Source organism: Xanthobacter albus (genome assembly GCF_043194895.2).
Classification (GTDB): domain Bacteria; phylum Pseudomonadota; class Alphaproteobacteria; order Rhizobiales; family Xanthobacteraceae; genus Xanthobacter.
In genome coordinates this window covers 3,891,713-3,915,487 of sequence record NZ_CM195532.1, presented here as the reverse complement: position 1 = coordinate 3,915,487, position 23,775 = coordinate 3,891,713, and the positions used below count along the sequence as shown (strand labels likewise).

Annotated in this window: 12 protein-coding genes; 2 read left to right on the top strand and 10 right to left on the bottom strand. The window is 70.7% G+C overall.

All coding sequences use genetic code 11. The features are described from left to right. Window positions 1-46: 46 nt before the first annotated feature. The 8 genes from V5F75_RS17525 to V5F75_RS17490 all read right to left on the bottom strand — a co-directional run bounded on the left by V5F75_RS17525 (window position 47) and on the right by V5F75_RS17490 (window position 12,080). Window positions 47-544, bottom strand: coding sequence for a response regulator (locus V5F75_RS17525; RefSeq protein WP_394034069.1), 498 nt, complete (start codon window positions 542-544; stop codon window positions 47-49). 625 nt (window positions 545-1,169) lie between these two features. Further along, entirely contained in the window at window positions 1,170-1,883 is a 714-nt protein-coding gene (locus V5F75_RS17520) for a LuxR C-terminal-related transcriptional regulator (RefSeq protein ID WP_394077232.1), read from the bottom strand. Window positions 1,884-2,364: 481 nt separating this feature from the next. Further along, the gene (locus tag V5F75_RS17515) at window positions 2,365-3,729 is read right to left on the bottom strand and encodes an HlyD family type I secretion periplasmic adaptor subunit (protein ID WP_394034067.1); all 1,365 of its coding nucleotides are present in this window, start codon (window positions 3,727-3,729) and stop codon (window positions 2,365-2,367) included. Window positions 3,730-3,767: 38 nt separating this feature from the next. Next, the gene (locus tag V5F75_RS17510) at window positions 3,768-5,549 is read right to left on the bottom strand and encodes a type I secretion system permease/ATPase (protein WP_394034066.1); all 1,782 of its coding nucleotides are present in this window, start codon (window positions 5,547-5,549) and stop codon (window positions 3,768-3,770) included. 31 nt (window positions 5,550-5,580) lie between these two features. Then, window positions 5,581-8,484 carry a beta strand repeat-containing protein gene (locus V5F75_RS17505; RefSeq protein WP_394034065.1) on the bottom strand — a complete coding sequence of 968 codons (2,904 nt, stop codon included), beginning with the start codon at window positions 8,482-8,484 and terminating at the stop codon, window positions 5,581-5,583. A gap of 453 nt (window positions 8,485-8,937) precedes the next feature. Next, the gene (locus V5F75_RS17500; RefSeq protein WP_394034064.1) at window positions 8,938-9,246 is read right to left on the bottom strand and encodes a hypothetical protein; all 309 of its coding nucleotides are present in this window, start codon (window positions 9,244-9,246) and stop codon (window positions 8,938-8,940) included. 203 nt (window positions 9,247-9,449) lie between these two features. Continuing rightward, on the bottom strand, window positions 9,450-10,178 hold the full coding sequence (locus V5F75_RS17495; RefSeq protein ID WP_394034063.1) for a hypothetical protein: 729 nt from the start codon (window positions 10,176-10,178) through the stop codon (window positions 9,450-9,452). A 519-nt stretch (window positions 10,179-10,697) separates the two neighbouring features. Beyond that, window positions 10,698-12,080, bottom strand: coding sequence for a hypothetical protein (locus tag V5F75_RS17490; RefSeq protein WP_509212103.1), 1,383 nt, complete (start codon window positions 12,078-12,080; stop codon window positions 10,698-10,700). A 375-nt stretch (window positions 12,081-12,455) separates the two neighbouring features. Between V5F75_RS17490 and V5F75_RS17485 the strand changes: the two genes are divergently transcribed. Together V5F75_RS17485 and V5F75_RS17480 are read left to right on the top strand one after the other, a co-directional pair. After that, entirely contained in the window at window positions 12,456-13,865 is a 1,410-nt protein-coding gene (locus V5F75_RS17485; protein WP_394034061.1) for a glycosyltransferase, read from the top strand. Continuing rightward, complete coding sequence (locus V5F75_RS17480; RefSeq protein WP_394034060.1) at window positions 13,862-15,049, top strand: glycosyltransferase; 1,188 nt, start codon at window positions 13,862-13,864, stop codon at window positions 15,047-15,049. Before V5F75_RS17485 ends, V5F75_RS17480 begins: the two co-directional genes overlap by 4 nt. Before the next feature lie 62 nt (window positions 15,050-15,111). On the opposite strand, the gene V5F75_RS17475 is transcribed toward V5F75_RS17480, so the two are convergent. After that, a complete protein-coding gene (locus V5F75_RS17475) occupies window positions 15,112-16,458 on the bottom strand; it encodes an aminotransferase class I/II-fold pyridoxal phosphate-dependent enzyme (protein WP_394034059.1) in 1,347 nt (448 codons plus the stop codon). Next, on the bottom strand, window positions 16,455-23,726 hold the full coding sequence (locus V5F75_RS17470; RefSeq protein WP_394034058.1) for an SDR family NAD(P)-dependent oxidoreductase: 7,272 nt from the start codon (window positions 23,724-23,726) through the stop codon (window positions 16,455-16,457). Before V5F75_RS17470 ends, V5F75_RS17475 begins: the two co-directional genes overlap by 4 nt. Window positions 23,727-23,775: the final 49 nt, after the last annotated feature.

The window sequence follows — 23,775 nt, the reverse complement described above, 5'->3', positions numbered from 1 at the left end:
TGGCTACTCCCCGATAGGGGGCACATAGCGGTAAGGAGGGCGGGAGTCAAACCTTGCGGCGCTGAAGCTGCCGCGGCGCGGCATCCCCGGGGCTCCCGTCCTCAGCGGTCGCGCAATGGGTGCCGGGGAGGGCGAGGCTCTCGGCCGATCCCTTCGCGCGCGGCCGCCGCCGCCCGAACAGCCGGCCCGAGATGCCCGGCCTGCGGGACTGCGCGATGAGCGCCCCCGGCGGAAAGAAGGTGCCGCCGCCCATGATGAAGGACAGGGCGTTCATGGCCACCTCGGGCGCGGTGCCGGTGTGGATGAAGCCCCGCGCGCCCATCCGCAGGGCGCGCACGGCCTCCGCATCGTCGTCCCGGTCCGAGAGCACCACCAGCGGCGTGTCGGGAAGACGGGAAAGAAGGCTGCCGATCCACCGCGTCGCGGTGCGCTCGTCCACCGAAAGGCCGCCCAGGTTGAGGATGCCCAGCACCCACCGCTGGCCGGGGCCGGCGGTCGTTTCGTGGTTTCCCGTGGCGGCGGGATCGCAGGGATGAAGCGTCACCCCGCGCGCATCCGCCCATTCGCGCAGGAGACGCAATGTCCCCTCGCGTCTGAGGCAGAGGGCGTCTGCCACGAGGACCGATCTGGGCTCCGCTGGGACGAGAATGGACAAGGCGGCACCTGAGCATTGGATCCTCCTCGCCGCAGCCCCCGACATCGCACGCCGCGCGATGTTCTTCGAGAGTTCCTCTCAAGGGCCGAAGAGAGTTATAGGAATGATATTCAGGAACAGCCTAATCAACAATTTGGCCTGACGAATGACTCACCTTTACGCGTAGGAAGGTCGGGTCATTCGCGAATTATACTATCAGTGGCCTTGCCCGGTTCGCTCGCTCCCGCCGGGCCGGGCTCGGCGGGTGTCGCGCCCGCGCGGCGTCGCGCGCGCCAACGACCCGGCGGAGCGCGGCGGATGGTCGATGGTGTGGGAATGGGCACCGCATTCGCGATGGGGCGGCGCGTCGGGCGTGGAATTCGGGAGCTGTCTGCGCCGCTGCCAATGCCGGGCGTGCCGGCTAGCGGAAGTGCCGGAAGGTATCGCTGAGCTTTCGCGCGCACCGCACGCCCCCGCGCGTGCCGGCATCTGCTTTGCCCGAGGATGCTTCAGGCCAGTGGCGCCCGAGGGGCGCCTAGAGAAGGAGGGGGGAGTGGGCGGCTTCCGCCGTGAGGCGGGTGTCGGTCTGCGCCTCGCCGGCGCCTCCCTGCTCGATGCCGCAGAGGGCGGCCTGGGTGCGGTTGGAGGCCCCGAGCTTCCGCATGATCTGGCGGACATGGACCTTCACCGTGGACTCGCACATGGAGAGCTCCCGTGCGATGTGCTTGTTGGAATAGCCCTTCTGGAGCAGGCGCAGCACCGAGTTCTGCCGCGCGGTGAGGTTGGCGCAGTAATTGGGATCGCGCGGGCCGCGGGCGCGGGACCAGTCGTCGCTGCGGTCGATGTCGTTGGCTCGCAGCAGCGCGTTGGCGGGGAAGTAGACGCCGCCACCCATGATGAAGCGGAGGGCCTGGAACACCACCGGGGGGGCGATGCGGGCGCAGATGAAGCCGCTGGCGCCCGCCTTGAGCACGTCCACCACCTCGTTCACGTCGTCATTGTCGCAAATGACGACGAGGGGCACCTGCGGCAGCACCTGGCGCAGGGTGTCGACCCGGGCCTTGAGCGCCGGGGCGGCGAGAGAGGCGCCGCCGATGTTGAAGACGATGAGCTGCACCTCCATATCGGAGAGGTCGGCCCCGACGCTGTCGGGCTCGATGGTCTCCAGCTGTAGCTCGTCCTCCGCCGCCCAGTCTTCCAGAAGTCTTCTGATGCTGGCTCGCCGCAAGGGGAGATCATCGATCAGCATCAGACACATGTTCCCCTGAAGTTTCCCGATACCCGTGTGCATGACGACCTCCGCCTCATGGCTCGCGGGTGGTCCGACAGCCTGCGGGACACTCCTCCCGAGGCTCCCATCGCCCACCGAATGTCCATCTTGAGCACTTCGCGCAGAGCCTTCGAAAACTGCCCCCGGCACCGGAGGGTACTTATGACGCCTTGGGCCGGGATGGCTGGTCTGCGGCTCTCTTTGTTATTATTTTGGTGGATACTGTCACAAACTTAGTATTCGTAAGCATGTAGGTAATTTAGATAACTGCTTTTTATGCCTCGCGCGCTACTCAAGTACGTGGTATCGCGATGGCGTCGAAGGGCTTACGTTTCGGTATATACGCCATATGTGGCGCACTTTGAGAGCAAATACAACCGAATTTTGAGTCGTATTATAAACGTAAGTGGAACTTAGCTATCTATATTTGTCGCCATCGGTTGTATCTGAAAATCTACATTCATACCTCCCTGAAGCTTCTCCTCAGCGTGTCGCGGATGGGCTCCAGGAGGTAATCCACGAATGTCCGCTCCTGGGTTACGATCAGTACTTCCGCCGGCATTCCCGGCTGCAGCTCCACCACGCTCTTGAGGCGGTCGAGCTCGCCGCGGTCCACTTCCACGCGGGCGAGGAAGTAGGCCTGGCCGGTGCCCTGGTCCACCAGCCGGTCCGCCGAGACCGAGGTGACCACGCCGTCGATGCGGGGCAGGGCGTAGCGCGAGAAGGCGGTGAGGTGCACCTGCGCCGGCAGCCCCTGGTGCACCACGTCGATGTCCACCGGCGAGACGCGCGCCTCGATCAGCAGGCGCTCGCTGTCCGGCACGATGTCGAGGATGGCCTCGCCGGGGCGGATGACGCCGCTGAGCGTCTTGAAGCGCAGGTTCACGATGGTGCCGCTGATGGGGGCCGTCACCACCGTGCGGGCGAGCACGTCGCGGCTCGCCTGCAGGCGCTCCATCACGCCCGCCAGTTCCACGCGCACCTTGTCGAGCTGCTCGGAAACATCGTTGCCGCGTTCCGCGTCCAGGGAGAGAAGCTGGACCTGGGTCTCGCCGATCTGCTGGCGGGCGCGGGCGATCATGCCGAGATACTCTCCCCGCCGGCCCTCGATGTCGGCCCGCGCGCGCTCCAGGGCCAGCAGCTCGGGCTTGCGGATGAGGTTCTTCTCCAGCAGCACGCGCTTGCCCTCGAGCTCTTCGGAGATGAGCAGAAGCTGGACCTGCGCGCTCGCGGCCTGGGCCTCCAGCGCCTTGATCTGGTGCAGCGACTGCTCGATCCGCTGCTGCAGGATCTCCCGCTGCCTCTGGAGCGAGACGCGCCGGCTCTCGAACACCACGCGCTGCCCGCGCACGATGGAGGCGAGGTCGGCGCCCGCCCGCGCGTTCATCAGTTCGTCGGGAAAGAGGATCTCCGGCTGGTCGGCCAGCTCGGCGCGCAGGCGCGCCTGCATGGCGATCAGCGTGTAATATTGGTTGAGCAGGGCGTTCAGCGTGGTTTCCGCCTGCACGCGCTCCAGCAGCACCAGCGGCTGGCCCGCCTGCACCTGGTCGCCATCGCGCACCTTCAGGTCGGCGATGATGCCCCCTTCGAGATGCTGGATGGTGCGGCGGCTGCCGTCGGGGCTGATGACGCCGGAAGCCACCGCGCCGCCGGCGAGCGGGGCCGACAGCCCCCACAGCAGGAACCCGCCCAGGAACACGATAATCAGCAGAACGCCGACGACGGTGGGCGCGCGCAGCGCTTCCCGCAGGGCGCCTTCCGCGCCCGGGGGTGGCGAGGTCCGGCCCTGTTTCGGTTCGTCGAGCACGGTCAGAGACTGGGACATGGGATGCCTCCTCATGATGCTTGGACGGCGCCGGCGGTTCACGACGCCGGCCCCATGGCCGGCATGTCCGCCTGCGTGATGCGTTCGGCCGGGCTCGGAGCGGGGGCCGCGGCCGGCGCCGGGCTCGATGCCACGAACCGCAGGCGCTTCAGCACCTCGTCGCGGGGGCCGAACGCCTCCACCCGGCCGTCGCGCAGCAGCAGGATCTTGTCGGCCTGCACGATGGTGGAGGGGCGGTGGCCGACGATGAGCAGCGTCGAGCCGCGGCGCTTCATCTCCTCGATGGCGGCCGAGAGGGCGGCTTCGCCCTGCTGGTCGAGGTTGGCGTTGGGCTCGTCCAGCACGATGAGGGGCGGCACGCCGTACACCGCGCGGGCGAGGCCGATGCGCTGGCGCTGGCCGCCGGAGAGGCGGTGCCCGCCGTCGCCCACCGGCGTGTCGTAGCCGTTGGGCAGGCGCTGGATCATCTCGTGGGCGTGGGCGAGCATGGCCGCCTCGATCACCGCCGTCTCGTCGCCGCCCTTCATGCGGGCGATGTTCTCGCGCACGGTGCCGGGGAACAGCTCGGTGTCCTGCGGGAGGTAGCCGAGATAGCGCCCGAGCTGCTCGGGGTCCCAGTGGGTGAGGTCGGAGCCGTCGAGGCGCACCTCCCCGCCCGAAGGCCGCGCCACGCCCACCAGCAGTCGGCACAGGGTGCTCTTGCCGCTGGCCGAGGGGCCGACGATGGCGATGGCCTCGCCCGGCTTCGCCTGGAACGAGACCTGGTGAAGCACCGGGCGGCCGCCCGGCGGGGTGTAGGTGACCGCGTTCACCGCGACGATGCCGGTAGGCGTGGGCAGGGCGAGGCGCCGGCGTTCCTGCGGCGTCGCATGCAGGCGCGACTTCAGCCGGTGGAAGGCCAGCCGCGCCACGGAGAAGTTGCGCCAGCTGCCCATGGCCATCTCCACCGGCGCCAGCGCCCGGCCGAGCAGGATGGAGCAGGCGATCATGGCGCCGCCGGAGAGCTCGCCCTTCAGCACCAGGTAGGCACCGAGGCCGAGCGCCGCCGACTGCATGAACAGGCGGGCGAACTTGGTGATGCCGATGATGAAGCTCGACCGCTCGCCCGCTGCCTGGGAGGCGCTCACGCTCGCGTCGTTGGCGGCCCGCCAGCGATCGGTGAGCGCGGGCAGCATGCCCATGGCCCGCACCACCTCGGCGTTGCGGATCACGGTTTCCGCCTGGAGGGTGGCGTTGATCTGGGCCTGGTTCGCCGCCGCCGTGGCGCCGCGGGTGGTGGCCTCGTTGGCGAGGCCGAGCGCCAGCAGGATCACGGCCGATGACACCGCCAGCACGCCCAGCGCCGGATGCAGGATCCAGATGAGCGCCAGGAACACCGGCGACCACGGCGCATCGAAGAAGACGGTGAGGGCCGGCGAGGCGATGAAGTTCTGGATCTGCGTGATGTCGCGCAGGGGCTGCGCCCCGCCGCTGTCGCCCATGAGCCGCGCCCGGACGCAGTGGGCGAGGTAGACCGGCCCGAGCCGGTCGGAGAGCCAGGAGCTCATGCGCACCGCGAGCACGGCGCGCAGGGCATCCAGCAGCCCCATCAGCAGCATCGCCGCCGCGGTGAGGATGGTGAGCAGCACCAGCGTATTGATGCTGCCCGTCACCATCACGCGGTCGTAGATCTGGAGCATGTAGAGCGGCGAGGCCAGCATCAGCAGATTGATGGCCAGGCTGAAAAGGAGGAGCGTGCCGGCCGACCGGCGGCACTGCTCCATGGCGAAGTCGAGCTCGGTGGCGCGTCCACCCGGCCCGCTGCGATCCCGTCGCGACATGACCTGTCCTCCCTCTTGCGCAGGCCTTGCTTCAGGCGATGAGGCCGGAGTCCACGAACAGGTCGTTCTGGACGAAGGTGGTGGCCGCCGTCTGGGCCGCCGCGAGGTCGGTGAGGGAACCCACGATCACGTAGGTGGTGTGGGTGCTCCCCACGAGGCGCACCGCCAGCGTCGGATCGGAGCTGCCGTACACCTGAACCAGGTTGGGCGTCTGGGTGAGGCTGTTGACGTAGACGTCCTCGCCCGTCTGGTATCCGGCGATGAGGTTGGTGCCGGCGAGGATCTTGAAGGTGTCCACCCCCGCCGTGCCGCCGTCGGTGACGCCCTCGCCGTAGAGGGTCTTCGAGCCGGCGCCGTTGGCCACCAGCACGTCGTTGCCGCTGCCGCCGCGCAGCACGTCGTTGCCCGCGCCGGAGACGAGCTTGTTGTCGCCCGTGCTGCCGACGAGGGTGTCATTGAAGGCGGAACCGATGATGTTCTCGATGGTGTTGAGCTGGTCGCCCTGGGCGTCGCCGCCGCTGCCGATGGTGGCCTGGGCGGGATTGGCCGTAAGCGTCACCGTCACGGCGGCGGAGGACGTGGAGTAGTCGGCGGTGTCGATGCCGTCGCCGCCCACCAGCACGTCGGCCCCGGCGCCGCCGCGCAGCGTGTCGTTGCCGGCGCCGCCCTCCAGGCGGTTGGCGGCGGTGCTGCCGATGAGGGTGTCGTTGAAGGCCGAGCCGGTGAGACTCTCGATGCCGGTGAGCTGGTCGCCCTCGGCATCGCCGCCGGAGCCGATGGTGGTGGCGGTGGCGCTGATGGAGACGGTGACACCGGCGGCGGACGTCGAATAGCTGGCGGTGTCGGTACCGTCGCCGCCGATCAGAATGTCGGCGCCGCCCTGGCCGCGCAGGGTGTCGTTGCCGGCTCCCCCCTCCAGGCGGTTCGCCACGGCGCTGCCCTGGAGCGTGTCGTTGAAGGCCGAGCCGATGAGGTTCTCGATCTGGCTGAGCTGGTCGCCCTGGGCGTCGCCGCCCGCGCCGGTGGTAACCACATTGGGGTCGTCGCTGGCGAAGAGGGCGACGCCGACGGCGCTGGAAGAGGCCGAGTAGTCGGCGGTGTCGATGCCCGCGCCGCCGATCAGCCGGTCGGCGTCCAGGCCGCCGACCAGGCGGTCGTTGCCGGCCCCGCCGTCGAGACGGTTGGCGCCGGCGCCGCCGATCAGCACGTCGTCGAAGGCCGAGCCGATGAGGTTCTCGATGCTGGTGAGCTGGTCGCCCTCGGCGTCGCCGCCGATGCCGGTGGTGGTGGCGAGGGCATCGAGCGTCACCGTCACGCCCGCGGCGGAAGAGGAATATTCGGCGGTGTCCGCGCCGCCGTTGCCGTTGAGGATGTCGGCGCCGGCGCCGCCCATGAAGATGTCGGCGCGCGCGCTGCCAATGAAGGTATCGGCGAAGGCGCTGCCGATCAGGCGCTCGATGAGGATCAGGGTGTCGCCTTCCGCGTCGCCGCCGAGGCCGGTGCCGGCGGCGGTGGGATCGGCGTCGGTGGCGTTGAGCTGGATGGTGACGGCCGCGGCGGAGCGGGAATAATCCGCCGTGTCGATGCCGCCCTGGCCCACCAGGGTATCCGCCCCGCCGCCGCCGGTGAGGGTGTTGTCGCCGGCGTCGCCCGCCAGGATGTCGTTCCCCGCCGAGCCGATGATGTTCTCGATGGAGTTGAAGGTGTCGCCCGCGGCCGCGCCCGAGCCGGCGTTGGCGGTAAGGTCCACGCCCACCGGTCCGCCGGCCGAGTAGTCCGCGGTGTCGATGCCGTCGCCGCCGTCCAGAAGGTCCGCGCCGCTGCCGCCGTCGAGGGTGTCGTTGCCGGCGCCGCCGTGGAGCTGGTCGTCGCCGCTGCCGCCCATGAGCTTGTCGTTGCCGGCGTCGCCGAACAGCTGGTCGGCCCCGTCGCCGGCGTTGAGGTCGTCGTCGCCGTCGCCGCCGGAAAGGTAGTCATCGCCGCTCGAGGCGTTGAGCATGTCGTTGCCGGCACCGCCAAGCAGGGTGTCGTTGCCGAAGCCGGCCAGGAGCTGGTCGTCGCCGTCGCCGCCGTCGAGCACGTCGTCGCCGTCGCCGGAGCTGAGCAGGTCGTCGCCCATGCCGCCATAGAGGGCATCGTTGCCGAAGCCGCCGAGCAGGGTGTCGTTGCCGCCGCCGCCGAACAGGCGGTCATTGCCGGCGCCGCCGTCCAGGGTGTCGTTGCCGCCGGCGACGGTGGTGTTCACCCCGTCGGGGATGCCGTCGCCGTCGTCGTCATCGGGAACGCCGTTGCCGTCCTGGTCGATGATGGTGTCGCCGATCAGGGTGTCGTCGCCGTCGTTCCCGCGCAGCACATCGTTGCCCAGCAGGCCGATCAGCACGTTGTCGAGGCCGTTGCCCGAGAGCACATCGTTATAGGCCGAGCCGATGAGGTTCTCGATGCCCTGGAGGGTGTCGCCGGTGGCATCGCCGCCGGCCCCGCGCGCGACGAGGGTGGGATTGAGGCTGAGCGTGATGGTGACGGCGGCGGAGGAGGTGGAATAGTCGGCGGTGTCGATGCCGTCGCCGCCGACGAGGGTGTCGCCGCCCGCGCCGCCGCGTAGCAGGTCGTTGCCCGCGCCGCCGTAGAGCTTGTCGGTGCCGGCCCCGCCGTCGAGCACGTCGTCGCTCTCGGCGCCGGTCAGGGTGTCGTTGCCGGCGCCGCCATCGAGATAGTCGCCGCCGTCGGTGCCCGCCCGCACGGTGATGATGTCGTTGCCGGCGAGGCCCTGGATCTTGAACCGCCCGGAGGCGGTAAGTTCATAGGTGTCGTTGCCGGAGGTGAGGCTGACGAGCTGGTAGGAGGGCGGAACGGTGGCCGCGGTGAGCGCGAGCGCGCTCGTCGCCGTGTTGATGCTCAGCGGACTTGCGAGCGTGGATGCCGAGGCTGAATCCAACGTGGAAGTCGTGGACGATGACCCGATTACCAGTCGAGAAATCTTTATAGCTGTCGACATGACCCACTCTCCCGTTTTCCGATCCATTGTTCGGATGGAGTGGGTGAAACCTTAAATGCCGCAGAGTACGCCAAACAACAGCCCACATGGGGCGGCAGCCGTTCAGTCGAGGGGGGTGTATGTTCGTAATACTCAAGGGGTAGATTGTCGCGCGATTGCTTCACTATCAGCTATGTTATTGCTGCAATGCGAAAAACGGGAGTGACGCTTTCCCCTCCGGGCGGTGCCGGGAAGTCATCGGTATGTCTAAGATGGTGCGGTGCAAGATATGGAGGCGCGAAAGTACCACCAGAGCAAAAACGCGGCGAAAAAGTAAAAAGGAGCCCTGGGGGCGGCGGCCCCAGGGCTCCCAGGCAACTGGAAACTGAATATGTTGCCGTCTTCGTGCGGCAATCAGGCGACCGCGGAGTAGCCCGACAGCGCGATGCTGGAGAACTCCTCGGTCGTCACGACGGCGAGGTTCACCTCGGTGGCGCCGTTGTCGCCCACGGCCTGCACGTCGACGTTGAAGCCGGCGAAGTTGCCGCTGATGTCGATGCACATGTCGAAGTTCACCGACGGATCGAACGAGCTCTCATAGGTGGTCGTGGTGTCGAAGTTGATGTCGACATACGACGCGAAGTCGTAGGTCACATCGAGGTTCCAGTTGAAGTCGCCATTGTCATGACCGCCGTGGCCGCCGTTCCAAGGATCGTTGGACATGTTCGTCTCCATTGCGAAGATGTCGAGCATTTCGCCGACATCGAGAAAGTAGTTTTTCCGTGGTCTGAGGTCAAAAGAGCAACCGGATGACTAAACCAACGGAGTATATTTCATTCACCCAAGGGTATCGTTCTGGTGGAGTGCTCCGCAATGGGAGCGTATGATAGTGCTGCCAGGCGGCCGTGTGCTTGTGCCGTGCCGCTTCAACCGATGGCGCCGGTGACCACGACCGACACGCTCGAGAGCTGGTCCTCGACGGTCAGGGCGGAAAAGTCCACGAGGGTGAGGCTGTTGTCGCCCACCGCGACGGCCGAGATGTCGAACAAGGCGAGATTTCCCTCCACCGTGATGTCCCAGCCGTCTGGAGCGCCGCATCCGCACGCGGGAGACGTTGGCTGCGGCTCGGCGGCGGCCGGCGCCTCCGTTGGGGGCGCGGTGCCGGTCGCGGTGGTGTCCTCGAAGGCGATTCCCGGAATGCCGTCGATATCGAGCGCGAACAGCTCGGTGAGGGAGGTAGCCGACCATTCGGACGACGCCTGGTCCTGGCTGGAGAAGGTCGCCGTGTAGCTGAGGCTGAAAGTATGGTCGGCGTCGCCGATGATGGCGCCGGCGCTCGATGCCGTGGCATAGGCGCTGGCCGTATCCTGGCCCCAGGCGGAGAACTCGCCGACGGCGTAGGCCGATTGCACCTGCGCGTCGCCCGCCACCACGACGTCCACGGCCGCGGTCGCGAGAGTGTTCTCGCCCGCGGCGAAGGCCTCGCCCGATAGCTGAACCGCCATCCCCTCCTCGTGGGTGGGGGTGGCGGGCCCGGTCGCGACCGCGAGGGAGATGGACGTCAGATCCTGCGAGCTGGTGTCGCCCCCGGACCCGCTCCCGGTCTGCACGACCGACATGTTCTGACTGAACGTCGAAGCATATGCGGATGACATGGCGCGTCTCTCAGTCTAGTGCCTGCAGCATTTTAGCGGATGCACAGTGCAGAGAAACGCGGGATTACGCTTTACTCACCCAAGGAGCGTTTCCGGGGCGAAGGAAGTAGAGGGAAGGAGCAATCTGTACATTACTCCATATGCGCCCAACCTGCTGGTGGAGTGCCCCAGCGCCATCCCTCGGCGGACGGCCTTTTGCCCGGCCTTCGAGCCGGCGCGACGCGTGATGCGCAGGATGCGATGGAGGTTCCCGGAGAGGCGCGCGCCAGGCATCGCCCACTCGCCGGGGCGGCAGATGCGGAGCCGGCGCGGGGGGCTTTCCGCGCGCCGGCTGCCGCCTTGTCCGAACGACTGCTGGAGCGCTTGTCGCTCGCATCGGCTCGCGGCAATCGCTCCAGGCTGTCGAGGCCACGCATTTTCTTCGAGCGAAGCGGTACCCGCTTCGCTGGAATTGCTCTGAATCCGAGCTCTGTCGCAATTCCTGGCGCGAAACCGCTGCACACTTTCGCTGGAATTGCTCTAGCTCCAGAAGTTGATGTCGATCAGATGGAGGTCGGGCCTCCCGATCGCTTCGCTCAAGTCCTGGGCGGTCGGGGTACTGGAATCGCCGCCTGCAAGGCGCAGCTCCGGGTGCGCGCCCGCGCAGAACCGCGCCGAGAAGGTGGTGAAGAAGGCGTCGGTCCACACCCAGCTCGTCGGCCCGGTGAAGTGCGCCTGGGGCAAGCCATGCGCACCGCCGCCCCCAAGCGACCCGCCCCCAAGAGACCCGCCGCTGGAGCCGGAGCCACCGGTGCTGCCACCGCCGGGCGCCGTGGTCGGATCACCCGACCCGCCCAGGGACCCGCCGTCACCGGGCTCGAAGGGAATGCCGGGATCGGCGGGAGGATCCACGCCGGGATCGACCGGGAACGCGCCGCCGCCGCCGGGCGGGTCGCCGCCGTCGCCTTCATCACCGCCACCATCGCCACCGGGATCGCCGCCGCCGGGGTCGCCGCCGCCGGGGTCGCCGCCGCCGGGATCGCCGCCTCCGGGGTCGCCGCCGCCGGGGTCGCCGCCGCCGGGGTCGCCGCCGCCGGGATCGCCGCCTCCGGGGTCGCCGCCGCCGGGGTCGCCGCCGCCGGGATCGCCGCCACCGGGATCACCGCCGCCGGGATCGCCGCCACCAGGGTCGCCGCCGTCACCGCCATTCCCGCAGCCACAGTCGCGCTCATAGTCGACGGCGGCGGTGAGCGCGGCATAGGTGCTGGAGAGGCGGTCCTCCACGGCGAGGTTGGTCACATCGACGGTGACCATGCTGTCGTCGCCCTGGGCGACATTGTCGACGTTGTATTGCGCCAGATTGCCGGAGATGAGCCCCGGCAGCTGGCACATGGCGGTCTCGTAATCCATCTCCATCAGCAGCGGACCGTTCACGGGCGCGAGCCCGGCGATGTCGATGGCGAGGAAGACGACATCGGTGGTGGAAGCGGTCCAGACGGAGTCGCCGAACGCACCGCTGCCATACTGCGATTGATTGATGACGAGGATGAGGTCCGCGCCGGTGAAGTCGAGGGCGCAATCGGTCTGGGCGAGCAGGGCGTCGCCCTCGTTGCCCAGCGCCAGGGCTTGCAGGGAGGCGTGGCCGATGGCCAGCGCGCCCCATGAATAGGTTTCCAGCTCAAGAGAGATGTCGAGGGAGGTGAAAGTATCCGTGCCAACGGCATCGGCTGAAGCATTGAGGCCAATGCCCATGCCGTTGTCGTTCGGGCTCTGGGTGAAGGCGAGGCTGGCCAGGAGCTGCTCGATGGACGAGACGCTCATGATATCCCCGAACGAGGTGCCCAGGATGCTTGATAGATCCAAAGGCGGAGCCAGTACGATATCTTTCTGTTCCGCCTGTATTACAGGGTCCAGTGCCATCATGACCCCCATTCGCATGAAAACTGTTGTGTCATTCATAGCGCGGGGTCCGGCGGCGCTGAACATTGCAAAGGGTGCTCGTTCCACTGGCGGGAGCTAAGGCTTCGGTGGCCCCTCCGATGGGGGAACGCAGGGGAGGGGGCAGCCGAAGGTGCGCGGCCGGAAGGAGGAGGGCGCAGGGGACAGGCTCGCCATGTGCGAGGTCCGCCGTCGCGGGCGCTTCATCGTGGCGTGCTACGCGGGCGGAATGATCTGCTTGAATTACATTGCGTCATCCCGGAAACTGCCGCGGCACTCCATCGGAGCATCGAATCCGGACCGGGGCCGCGTGTCGTCCATGCCGCGACATCGCCCGGCCGGACCTTCACCCTGGGGCTCATGCGCACGTTTCCCGATCACGACATGGGGCTGAAGGCCGGCCGGGCGCTCCGCATCGCCCTGTTCGTCCATGCCTTCTATCCGGATCACGTCTACGGCACGGAGTTCTACACCCTCGCCCTGGCGCGGGCGTTCGTCGCGCGCGGGCACAAGGTGGTGGTCGTCACCGCCCGCGAGGCGGGTGAGCCGCCCCAGGCGCGAGAGGTGGAGAGCTACGTCCACGCCGGCATCCGCGTGCTGCGCATCGACGGCAACCGCCACCCGCCGCGAAACGTGCGCGAGGCTTATGACCAGCCTTCGCTCGCCCCGTTGCTCGCCGCCCTCCTGCGGAGGATCGCGCCGGACGTGGTGCACGTGTGTCACCTCGCCAACTTCACCGCCGTGCTGCCGCAGGTGGCGGCGAGCCTCGCAATCCCCGTGTTCGCGACCCTCACGGACTTCTTCAACATCTGCCTCACGGGCATGTTGGAGCAGGCCCACGGCGGGGCCTGCGGGGGGCCCGACGCATCGCGGCTCAACTGCATGCGCTGTGGCCTTACCCTGCGCAGCCAGGAGCAGCCCTTCTCGCCCTTCTGGCGGGCCCTCGGCCATCCCGCGCTCCGGGATGCATGCGCCTGGGCGTTCACGCGGTTCGCGCCGTTCCTGCTTTTCTCCGGGGGGGCGGATGCGCGCGCGGTGTTGAGCCGGCCGCAGGTCATGCTCGCCGCCATGGCGCATTACCGCGCCGCCATCGCCCCCACCGCCTTCCTGGAAAACGCGTTCCGTGCCCAGGGCGCGCCCACCCGGCTCGTGCGCAGCAATTTCGGCATCGAGATCGACCGGCGGCCGAAGCCGGCGCGCCCGGCGGGGCCGCTGCGGCTGGGGTTCATCGGGCAATTGCTCTCCCACAAGGGGCCGCACCTGGTGCTGCAGGCGCTGCGCGCCCTGCCTCCGGGCTCGGCCACCCTCGATATCTGGGGTTCCGAGCAGCTCGCGCCGGACTATGCGCGCGACCTTCGGGCGGTGGCGGAGCGCATGCCGGTGCGCTTTCGCGGCCTATTCGATCCCGCCGACACCGCTACGGTGATGGCCGGGCTGGACGTGCTGGTGCTGCCGTCCCTCTGGTACGAGAACGGACCGCTCACGCTGCTGAAGGCGCTCGCCACCCATACGCCGGTGGTGGTCTCCGACGTGCCGGGCATGACGGAATTCGTGAACGAGGGCGTCAACGGCTTCGCCTTCCGGCGCGGGGATGCCGAGGCGCTGGCGGCGGTCCTGCGCCGCTTCACGGACGATCCCGCCCTCGCGCCGCGCATGAGCGCCGCCACGCGCTACACGCGCACCGAGGCCGACATGGCGGACGACGTGCTCGCCCTCTATGGCGCTGCGGCCTCCGGCACCGGCGCGGCGCCACGGGCGCGGGAGGCATGAGGATCGCGATCCTCGCCTCCAGCTACCTGCCGGTGCTGGACGGGGTGGCGGTGAGCGTGCACGAGCGGTTGACGCGGCTGGCCGCCGCCGGGCACGCGGTGCTCCTGCTCGCGCCCCGGCCGGGCCGGGAGATCCCGCCCGGCCTGGTGCCGCCGGGCATCGTCCATGTCCCGCTGTCGAGCGCGCCGTTCGGCGGCGTTCCGGGGGATCGCAACCCGCTGCGCGCCGCCCAGAGGGAGATCGAGCGCGCGCTTTCGGCGTTCCGTCCCGATGTCATCCATGTGGACGAGCCGGACCGGCTGGCGCTGGGCCTGCTCCGGGTGCCGGCCGGCGCCTTCGCCCGGCGCCATGGCATCCCCGTCATTGCCTTCTTCCATACGCCGTTCGTGGACTATGTGGTGGGAGAACGGCGCCCGCGCTGGCTTTCGGCCCTGGGCTGGCGGGCGGTGGCGGCGCTGTTCAATCGCTATGACGCCACCCTGGTGCCGGGCGCGGCCATGCTGCGGCGCCTGGAAGGGGCGGGGCTCGCCAACGGCGTGTGCGGGCCGTTCAACGGCGCCGACACCTCTCTTTTCACCCCGGCGCTGCGCCGCGCGGGCTATTGGCGGGAGGAATGGGGCCTGCCGGGGCTCGATGCGCGCTTCGTGCTTCTCATCGTGGGCCGGCTCACGCCGGACAAGGGCTGGGCGCAGTGGGCCGAGGCCCTGCCGCGCCTCGGCCGCCTGCTCGGCGATGGGCTCGCGGTGGTCGTGGCGGGGGAGGGGGAGCTGCGGCCACGGGTGGAAGCGATGCTGGCGCGGGACCTTTCCCACGGCCACCTGCTGGGGGCCGTGCCGCGCGCGCGGATGCCGGCCCTCCTCGCCAACGGCGACGCCTGCGCCACCCTCTCGCGGCATGAGAATGCGAGCCTCGCGGTGCTGGAGGCGCAGGCCAGCGCGCTGCCTGTGGTGGCCCCGCGCGCGGGCGGGCTGCCGGACCAGATCGCGGAGGGGACGACCGGCCTTCTGTTCCCGCCATCCGACACCGAAGGCCTCGCCGCCGCGGTGGCGCGGCTGGCGCGGGACGAGGCGTTGCGCGTGCGGCTGCGGGAGGGGCTCTCTGCCCGCCGCGCGGCCATCGGCTGGGATGCGGCATTCGAGGCGTGGCTGGGCGCGGTGGAGGCCGTCGTCGCCCGCGCCCGCTGATGGCCGCGCGCGGGAGGGGGCGAAGCGGGCTCGGTGCTCGTCAAAGAGCCGGGCTGATAACCTCAGGCGCGGCCGAGGCCGAGCTTGGCGCCCTCTTCGGCGAGGGCCGAGATGGCGGTGTCGATATGGCCCGGCTGGTGCGCGGCTGAGATGAAGAAGCGCAGGCGCGCGGAGTGCTCCGGCACCCCCGGCGGCAGCACCGGGAAGGCATTGACGCCCCGCTCCAGCAGCCGCTGCGCCAGCGTGACCGTGCGCAGCGCGTCGCCCACCATCACCGGCACGATGCCTGCGCCCCAGGCGGCGCCCGTGTCGAAGCCCGCTGCCGCCGCACGGTCGCGGAAGCGGCGGCTGTTAGCCTGGAGCCGCGCCACGCGCTCCGGCTCCGCGCGCAGGATGGAGAGCGCGGTGCGCGCCGCCTCGGCGACGGGCACCGGCATGCCGACGGAATAGACCATGCCCGGCGCCAGCGCCTTCAGATAGGCCGTGAGCACGGCCGGGCCGGCGATGTATCCGCCGCAGCTCACCAGCGTCTTGGAAAGGGTGCCGAACCAGATGTCCACCCTGCGGGGATCGACGCCCGCATGCTCCGCGATGCCGCGGCCGGTGGCGCCGAGCACGCCCAGGCCATGGGCATCGTCGATCATGAGCCAGCAGCCGAAGCGCTCCTTCAAGGCCACGAGGCGCTCGAGGTCCGGCCCGTCGCCGTCCATGGAGAACAGCCCCTCGGAAACGATGAGCACGCGCTCGAAGCGGTCGCGGTCGCGGGCCAGCATGGCTTCGAGGGCGTCGAGGTCGTTGTGGGGGAAGTTGCGCCGCGCGGCGCCGGACTGCTGGGCGCCCAGCACCACCGAATTGTGCATGAGGGCGTCGTGGACGATGAGGTCCTTCGGCCCCAGCAGGGTCGGCAGCACGGCGAGCGGGGTAGCGTGGCCGCTGACGAAGACGAGCGCGCTCTCGGCCGCGTAGAGCGTGGCCAGCGCCTGCTCCAGGGCGTGATGGGCGGGCCGCTCGCCGGCGGAGAGTCGGCTGGCGGAGACGCTGGTGCCCCATTCCGCCGCCGCCTGCGACACCGCCCGGGTGATGCGGGGATCACCATTCAGGCCGAGATAGTCGTAGGAGGCGAAGTTGACGATCTCGCGCCCGGCGATGCGGGACAGGGCGCCCGCCCGCACCTCGTGCATGCGGTGGTAGGGGTTTTCGAGGCCCAGCATCTGGGCGGCGAGGGCCTGGTCGCGCAGTTCGGTGACGCGGGGCAGGGTGGCGAACGAGACGAGGGCGGCCCGCGAGGCCTCGCCTCCGGCCACTGGCCGTGCGGCCGCAGGGGCGCGGGCCGCCTGGGGAGGGCGCACCCGCATGTCGGCCATCAGCCGCGCGAGCTCGTCCTCCGAAAGCGTGCCGCGCCCGGTCATGCCCGGCGTGCTCCGGCCACCGCGCGCTCCGGCGCGGGGGCCGGTTCGTCGGCCGTGGCGGCGGTGTCGGCGCCGCGCAGGCTGGCGATGGCGACCCGCGTGAGATCGCCGAGCGTGCGCCCGCTGCCGATGGAGAGGAGGGGCAGCTCCAGGGCGAACTTCTTCTCCAGCGTCAGGCGCAGCTCCAGGGCCATGAGCGAATCCATGCCGAGGTCGGCGAGCACGGCGTCGGCGTTCACCGCGTCCAGCGGCAGGCGCAGGATGGCCGCGATCTCGCGTGCGAGCACGGCGTCGAGGATCTCCTGGGCCTCCTCCTCGGTCTTGCCGTCGATGCGGTCCTTGAGGTCCTCGCTCTCGCCGATGGCGCTCTGGGCGGCGCCGGGGAACAGGTTGGGGAAGGTGGGTGTCCGCAGCACCGCGAGCTGCCGGGCGATGGCGCTGCCGTTCACCTGGGCGTAGACGTTCACCACGGGCGCCGCCGCGCCCAGGCCGATCAGCCGGCCGAGATAGGCGAGGCCCTCCCGCGAGGTGATGCCGGCGACGCCGGTGGCCCGCGCGAGGCGCTGGCCCAGCGCCTCGTCCTTGGCGATGACGCCCACGTCGGCGATGGCACCCCAGCCCACGGAAAGGCCCGGCAGGCCGCGCCGGCGCCGGTTGCGCACCACGCCTTCCAGGAAGGCGTTGGCGGCCACATAGGCGCCCTGGCCGGGGCTGCCGATCATGGCGGAAGCCGAGGAATAGACCACGAACTGGTCCACCGGGTGGCGCTCGGTGATGCGATCGAGCGCGAGCACGCCGTCCACCTTGGGCGCGAGCACGGTGGCAAGGCTCTCCGGGCCGAGGTTGGCGATCAGCCCGTCCTCCAGCACCATGGCGGTGTGGTAGAGGCCGCGCAGAGGGCCGTGCTGCGCCACCTGCCGCTCCACCAGGGCCGAAAGGGCAGCCGGGTCGCGCGCATCCACCTGCGCGGACAGGATGCGCGCGCCGGCCGCGTTGGCGGCCTCCATGCGCGCGACGAGCTCGGGGTCGCGCACGCCGCCGCGGGAGGCGGCCACCACCATGCCCTTGGTGCGCTGCGCGATCCACATGGCGGTCTCGAAGCCGAAGCCGCCGGCGCCACCCACCACCAGGTGGACGCCCTCGCGCAAGGCCGGGGCGGGCGGCTCCGCCGTCCGCACACGCCCGCGGCGGGCGGGGCGCACCACGATCTTGCCCACATGGCGGGCGCCCTGCATCTGGCGGTAGGCCTCCTCCACGTCCTCTCCCGCCATTACCCGGTAGGGGATGGGGCCGAAGGCGCCGGAGGCGAACGCCGCACCGATGTCGCGCATCATCACCTTGGCCTGGCTCGGATCGTGCGCCAGGAGCTGGTCGAGATCGACGCCGAAATAGCTGATGTTGCGGGCGAAGGGCCGCAGGCCCAGGGCGGTGTTGGCGAGGAAGTCGCGCTTGCCCAGCTCCACGAAGCGGCCGAACGGCTTCACCAGCCGTAGGCTCGCCGCCATGGCGTCGCCGGCGAGCGAGTTGAGCACCACATCCACCTTGCCGTGATCGCGGGCGATGTCGGCGGCGAAGGCGAGGTCGCGCGAGTTGTAGACCGCCGAGACGCCCAGGGCCTTCAGCAGCGCCGCCTTCTCCGGCGTGCCCGCGGTGGCGATGACGCGCGCGCCGCGGCTCAGGGCGATGGCCACGGCCGCGAGGCCGACGCCGCCCGCCCCGCCGTGGACCAGCACGCTTTCTCCCGCCGTGAGGCGCGCGCGCTCCACCAGCGCGAACCACGCCGTGGCGAAAGCGACCGGAATGGCCGCCGCCGCCTCGGCCGGCACGCCTTCCGGCACCTTGAAGGCGTACCATTCGGGCACCGTCACGTGGGTGGCGAAGGCGTCGGGCGCGAAGCCCATCACCATGTCGCCCACCTTCAGCCCGGTGACGCCGGGGCCCACGCGCACCACGGTGCCGGCGCACTCGAAGCCGAGGGAAGTGCTGGTGAGGCCGGGGCCGAGAATGTCGTCGTCCAGCGCGCCGAGGGCGAGCATCACGTCGCGGAAGTTGAGGCCGGTGGCCGCCACTTCGATCTCGACCTCGCCCGCCTTGGGCGCGAGGCGCGGCTCCGCGATCCATTCCATGGAGGCGAGCACGCCCTGCTGCGGCACGTGGAGGCGCACGCGGCGGGCCTCGTCCGCCGGGGCTTCGGTCCGGGCGGTTCCGCGCAGCACGCGCAGGCCGAAGTCGCCCGCGGGGCGGGAGGCGATCTCGGCCTCCCAGCCGGCATCAAGGATGCGGGCGCGCAGGCGCGGTGCCGCCTCCGGGGCGAGCGCCTCGGCATCCAGCAGGCGCAGGTCAATGCCGGGATGCTCGTTCACGGCCACCCGGCAGAAGGCGGCGAGCGCCACCGCCACCGGATCGAGTGCCTCATCCGCAACCGCGCGCGCACTGGTGGTGAGAACCCATACGCGCCGCGTGCCGCCGTCCTGCGCCCAGGCGAGGATGCGCTTTAGCGCCAGAAGGTGACCGGCCAGCGCCGCGCGTGGCGCCTGGCCCTCGTCCGCGGCGAACGGCACGATCACGGTGCGCGGCGCGGGCTCGCTCGCTGGAAGCGGCGCATCGAGGCCGATCACCATGTCGCCTTCGCCCGCGAGGGCGGAGCAGAAGGCGGCGGTGCGGGGCGTGGCGAGCACGAGCAGGCGCTCGGCCGCCGCCGTCGTCTCGGCGGCGGGCAGGCGGCCCTGAAGGAGGCAGGCGGCGCCGGTGCCGCTGCGCGTGAGCGTGCCGCAGCCCGCCTCCGCCAGCATGGCCTCGGTCTCGGCGGCGCCGGGGATGCACCGTCGCGGCGCGTCGGCGACGCCGAGCAGGATGTCCATGGCGGCGTCCGGCGCCGGGCAGGACACCAGCACCTCGGCCCCGGCCGCGCGGCCGGCGACGCGGCGGGCTTCCTCTACGTCGCCACCGAACAGGGGCGCGGCCGCAAGGCCGACCACCAGGTCCACCGGCGCGAGGCGCGCGGTGTCGTCGGCGGGATCGAGGAAGGCGAAGGTGCCGTCGCCGGCCCCGGCCACGATGCGCTCGAAGGCGGTGGCATCGGCGCCGGCAAAGGTGACGTGGGCGCGGCCCGAGCGCGCGAGCGGCAGCAGCACGCGCACCAGTCCCGCCGTCCAGGGCCGGGCCACCAGCAGGTGCGGCCGGCAGGGCGCGGCGGCTTTCATCCGCGCGTCGAGCGTCCGCGCCAGCGCGTCGAGCGCCGGGCGGAAGGCGAGGGCGTCCGCCTCCGCCAGCTCCGCCAGGGGCGGGGGCGGGGCGGTCGGCGCGCCGCGCGTCAAGGCGTCCTTCAGGGTCGCCATGAGATGGGCGGCGAGGCGGATCTCCGCGATCGCCTCCGGGTGGCGCGCCGCGAGGGTCCGGAACACGGCGTCCGCGGCCGGCAGTTCGGCTTCCGCAAGCTGCCAGCCCGCGTCCCCGCCCTCGGCGAGGCCCAGTGTGGCCAGATGCTCCAGCAGGCTGGACAGGAGCGTCTCGGCGCTCCGGTCGATCTCGCCGGTGAGGGCGAGGGCGGCCGGCAGGAGGTCGGTGCCGAGGGCGCGCACCGTCTCGTAGACGTGCGAGCGCACGAAGCCGCGCAGCAGGAGCTGGGCGGGGGCATCGGCGCCTTCCGGCACCGCCGGCGCGGGCACCTCGGCGGCGGAGCGGTGTCCGGCCGGCGGCAGCGGCTCCAGCTCCAGGTGGAACTGGCGCTCCTCGTCATCGTGCCGCGAGAGCAGCACGTCGCGCAGCACGAGGTCCTTGATCTCCGCCACCACGGATTTGTCTTCCGCCATCAGGATGACATCGACGGCGGCGGTGAAGCGGTTCTCGCGCGCGCGGCGCAGAATGGTGTGAACGATGGGCACGCCGGGCTGCCACACCGTCAGGCTGGCGATGCGCACCGGCAGGTGGGTGCGGACCTCGCCATAGATCGGTTCCGAATCCAGCGAGAGCGGGTGGAGCGCGGCATCGAGGCCGGCGGGGTCGATGACGTGCCGGTCCTGGAACCAGCCGAGCGGGAGCGTGCCCGGCGCCAGGAGGCCGATGCCCTCCTCGGCGTTGCGTTCGAGCGAGACCATGCGGCGGAAGCTTGGCCCGTAGTGGAGGCCGCAGCGTTCGGAGGCGGCATAGACCTCCGCGCCCGTCACGGGGACGAGGCGCGCGCGATCGGGCCAGACCGGCTTCGCCGGGGTGCCGGAGGCGGGCGCCACGTGCCCCACCGCGTGGAGCAGGAAGGGGCCGCCGCTGAGACGACGCCGTGCCCAGATCTCACAGCGCCGCGTCGCCTCGTCGAAGCGCGTGGACACCTCGCGCATGGCGCCGTCCGAGAGGGTGAGCGGGCGCAGCACGTCGAAGTCCGAAAGCGCCAGCGGGCCGTCGCCGAACATCTGCCGCCCCACGGAGAGCACCATCTCGGCCAGCGAGGCGCCCGGCACCACGATGTCGTCCTGGACCTGATGGTCCGCGATGTAGGGGACCACCTCGGCGTCCACGAAGCCCCGCCATTCCGGCACCCCGTGGCTCACCTTGCGGCCGAGGATGGGATGGGATGGCGTGGAGCCGAACAGGCTGCCGAACACGTCCAGCGCCTCGCTGGTCTCGGGCAGCACGAAGCGCTGGCGCTGGAAGGGGTAGGGGGGCAGGGCCGCCGGCCCGCGCGGCGCCGGGCCGAACACCCGCGCCTCGTCCACCCGCGCGCCGCGCGCGACCGCCCGCGCGGCCGTCACGGCCACCGGGTCGGCCTCGCTCCGCTCGTCCCGCTCCGAGAGCGAGCCGATGCAGGCGGCGGAAACGCCCGCCGCGCGCAGCGTCTCGCTGGTGGCGGCCAGCAGGATCGGCCGGGGGCCGATCTCCAGGAAATGGGTCACGCCCAGCCCGGCGGCGCAGGTGACCGCATCGCTGAAGCGCACCGGCTCGCGGATGTTGCGCCACCAGTAGCCGGCATCGAGCGTCTCGCCCGCGGCAAGAGAGCCGGTGACGGTGGAGACGAGATCGATCCGCGTCGCGCGCGGCGAGAGCGCGGCGAGATCGGCGCGGATGCCCTCTTCCGCGTCGTCGAGCAGGTGGGAATGGAAGGGATAGTTGACGCCGATGGCGACCGTGGCCATGCGCCGGGCGCGTGCCACCTTCTCCGCCGCCGCGATGGCCTCGCCCGATCCGCTGAGGGTGACGGAATGGGGACCGTTGATCGCCGCGAGCTGAAGGTCCGGGTGGGCGAGGGCGTCCATGAGGGCGCGGGCCTGCTCTTCGGAGGCCGCCAGCGCTAGCATGCGCCCGCGCCCGGCGGCGATCTCCTGCCGCAGGCTGCGGTGGTGGATGAGATGGACCGCCTCCCGAAGATCGAGCGCGCCGCTCGCCGCCGCCGCCGCCACCTCGCCGACGCTGTGGCCCAGCACCGCATCGGGCCGCACGCCGAAATCCGCAAGCGCGCTGGTGAGGGCGGTCTGGATGGCGAAGATCAGGGGCTGCGCCACCGAGGTCCGCTCGATGTCCGTCTCCAGGTCCGGCGCCAGGAGCTTCTCCCGCAGCGACCAGCCGCCTTCGGCGACATAGAGCCGGTCGATTTCCTCGAAGGCGGCGCGGAACGCCCCGCTGCGCGCCAGGGCGGCGCGGCCCATGCCGGTCCATTGGGCGCCGTTGCCGCTGTAGACGAAGGCGAGCTTACCCTGCCGCGCGCCGGCGGTTCCGGCGGCAACGCCCGCGTCATCCTTTTCACCGGCCGCGAACCGGCGCAGGGCGGCTGCCGCGGCGGTGGTGTTCTCCAGCGGCACGGCGAGGCGCTGGTCGAGCAGGTCGCGCTGGTGGCGCACCGCGGCGGCCGTTTCGGCGGGGATGCCTTCGCCGTTCTCGATCCGCTCCGCATGGAGGCCGGCGAGGGCCCGCAGCGCCTCCTGGGACCGGGCGGAAAGCACGAGCAGCCGGGCCGAGCCGGCTGCGGAAGGCGCCGCCGGCGCCGGGTCCGCCGCCCGCAGCACCACATGGGCGTTGGTGCCGCCGAAGCCGTAGTTGCAGATGCCCGCGAACGGCGTGCGCGCGATGTCGAGCGCCACGTCCGCGGTGGCGGGCGCGAGGTTCAGCGCCGCGAAATCCACGCGGGGGTTGAGGCTCTCGAGGTGGATGGTGCGCGGATAGACCTGGTGCTGGAGCGCCAGGGTCGCCTTCATGAGGCCGGCGAGGCCCGACACGCACTCCAGGTGGCCGATGTTGGACTTCACCGAGCCCACGGGCAGCGCGGTGGCGCGCGCCTTGCCGAGCGCGGTGCCGATGGCCTCGGCCTCGATGGGGTCGCCCACGGGCGTGCCGGTGCCATGCGCTTCGACGAAGGCGAGGTCATCCGGACTGACGCCGAGCGCGCCGTAGGTGTCCGCGATCAGCCGTCGCTGGCCCTCCACGGAGGGCAGGGCGATGCCGGAGGTGCGGCCGTCGGAATTGACGCCCGTGCCCGCCACCACGGCGTGGATGCGGTTGTTCGCGGCAAGCGCGTCCTCCCGCCGGCGCAGCACCAGCGCGATGGCGCCTTCCGAGCGCACGTAGCCGTCGGCGGCACCGGAGAAGGGCCGGCAGCGGCCGGTGGGCGAGAGCATGGAGGCGCGCGAGAAGCCCACGAACGGCGCGGGTGAGAGCAGCAGGTTGACGCCGGCCACCACCGCCGTGTCGATCTCCCCCGCCTTCAGCGCGCGCGCCGCCTGCGCCAGCGCGACGAAGGAGGACGAGCAGGCGGAATCCACGGTGAAGCTGGGGCCGACCCAGTCGAACACGTAGGACAGGCGGTTCGAGATGATGGCCAGGGCGTTCCCGGTCATGAAGTGGCTCTCGACCGACGCGGGATCGCCCGAGGCGCTGGACTGGTAGTCGACGTTCGAGGCGCCCACGTAGACGCCCACCGACCGGCGCGCGGTGGCGGAGGCGGCAATGCCGGCATCCTCCAGCGCGCGCCACACCACTTCCAGCAGAACGCGCTGCTGGGGATCGATCTGCTGCGCCTCGCGCGGGGAGATGCCGAAGGCGACCGGATCGAACGCGAACGGATCTTCGATGTATCCGCCGGCGAAGGTGTAGGCGTAGCCCGGCTCGGTGCGGCGGGGGTGGAGCGCACGATCGATCGCCCAGCGGCCCTCGGGCAGGTCCCGAACGGCGGAACGCCCCTCCAGCATGAGGCGCCACAGGGCGGCCGTGTCGTCCGCCCCCGGGAGGCGGCACGCGTGGCCGATGATCGCAAGGTCACAAGCAGCAAAAGAAATCAATGTCATGCCCATTTACTGGTGTGAGCCAGCGTTATTCTGTATCCAATGTGTCGTG

Coding starts and splice junctions, on each gene's coding strand:
- V5F75_RS17470 (WP_394034058.1), bottom strand. CDS start 23,726: ATGACATTGATTTCTTTTGCTGCTTGTGACCTTGCGATCATCGGCCAC.
- V5F75_RS17485 (WP_394034061.1), top strand. CDS start 12,456: ATGCGCACGTTTCCCGATCACGACATGGGGCTGAAGGCCGGCCGGGCG.
- V5F75_RS17495 (WP_394034063.1), bottom strand. CDS start 10,178: ATGTCATCCGCATATGCTTCGACGTTCAGTCAGAACATGTCGGTCGTG.
- V5F75_RS17520 (WP_394077232.1), bottom strand. CDS start 1,883: ATGCTGATCGATGATCTCCCCTTGCGGCGAGCCAGCATCAGAAGACTT.
- V5F75_RS17510 (WP_394034066.1), bottom strand. CDS start 5,549: ATGTCGCGACGGGATCGCAGCGGGCCGGGTGGACGCGCCACCGAGCTC.
- V5F75_RS17515 (WP_394034067.1), bottom strand. CDS start 3,729: ATGTCCCAGTCTCTGACCGTGCTCGACGAACCGAAACAGGGCCGGACC.
- V5F75_RS17480 (WP_394034060.1), top strand. CDS start 13,862: ATGAGGATCGCGATCCTCGCCTCCAGCTACCTGCCGGTGCTGGACGGG.
- V5F75_RS17500 (WP_394034064.1), bottom strand. CDS start 9,246: ATGTCCAACGATCCTTGGAACGGCGGCCACGGCGGTCATGACAATGGC.
- V5F75_RS17475 (WP_394034059.1), bottom strand. CDS start 16,458: ATGACCGGGCGCGGCACGCTTTCGGAGGACGAGCTCGCGCGGCTGATG.
- V5F75_RS17490 (WP_509212103.1), bottom strand. CDS start 12,080: ATGATGGCACTGGACCCTGTAATACAGGCGGAACAGAAAGATATCGTA.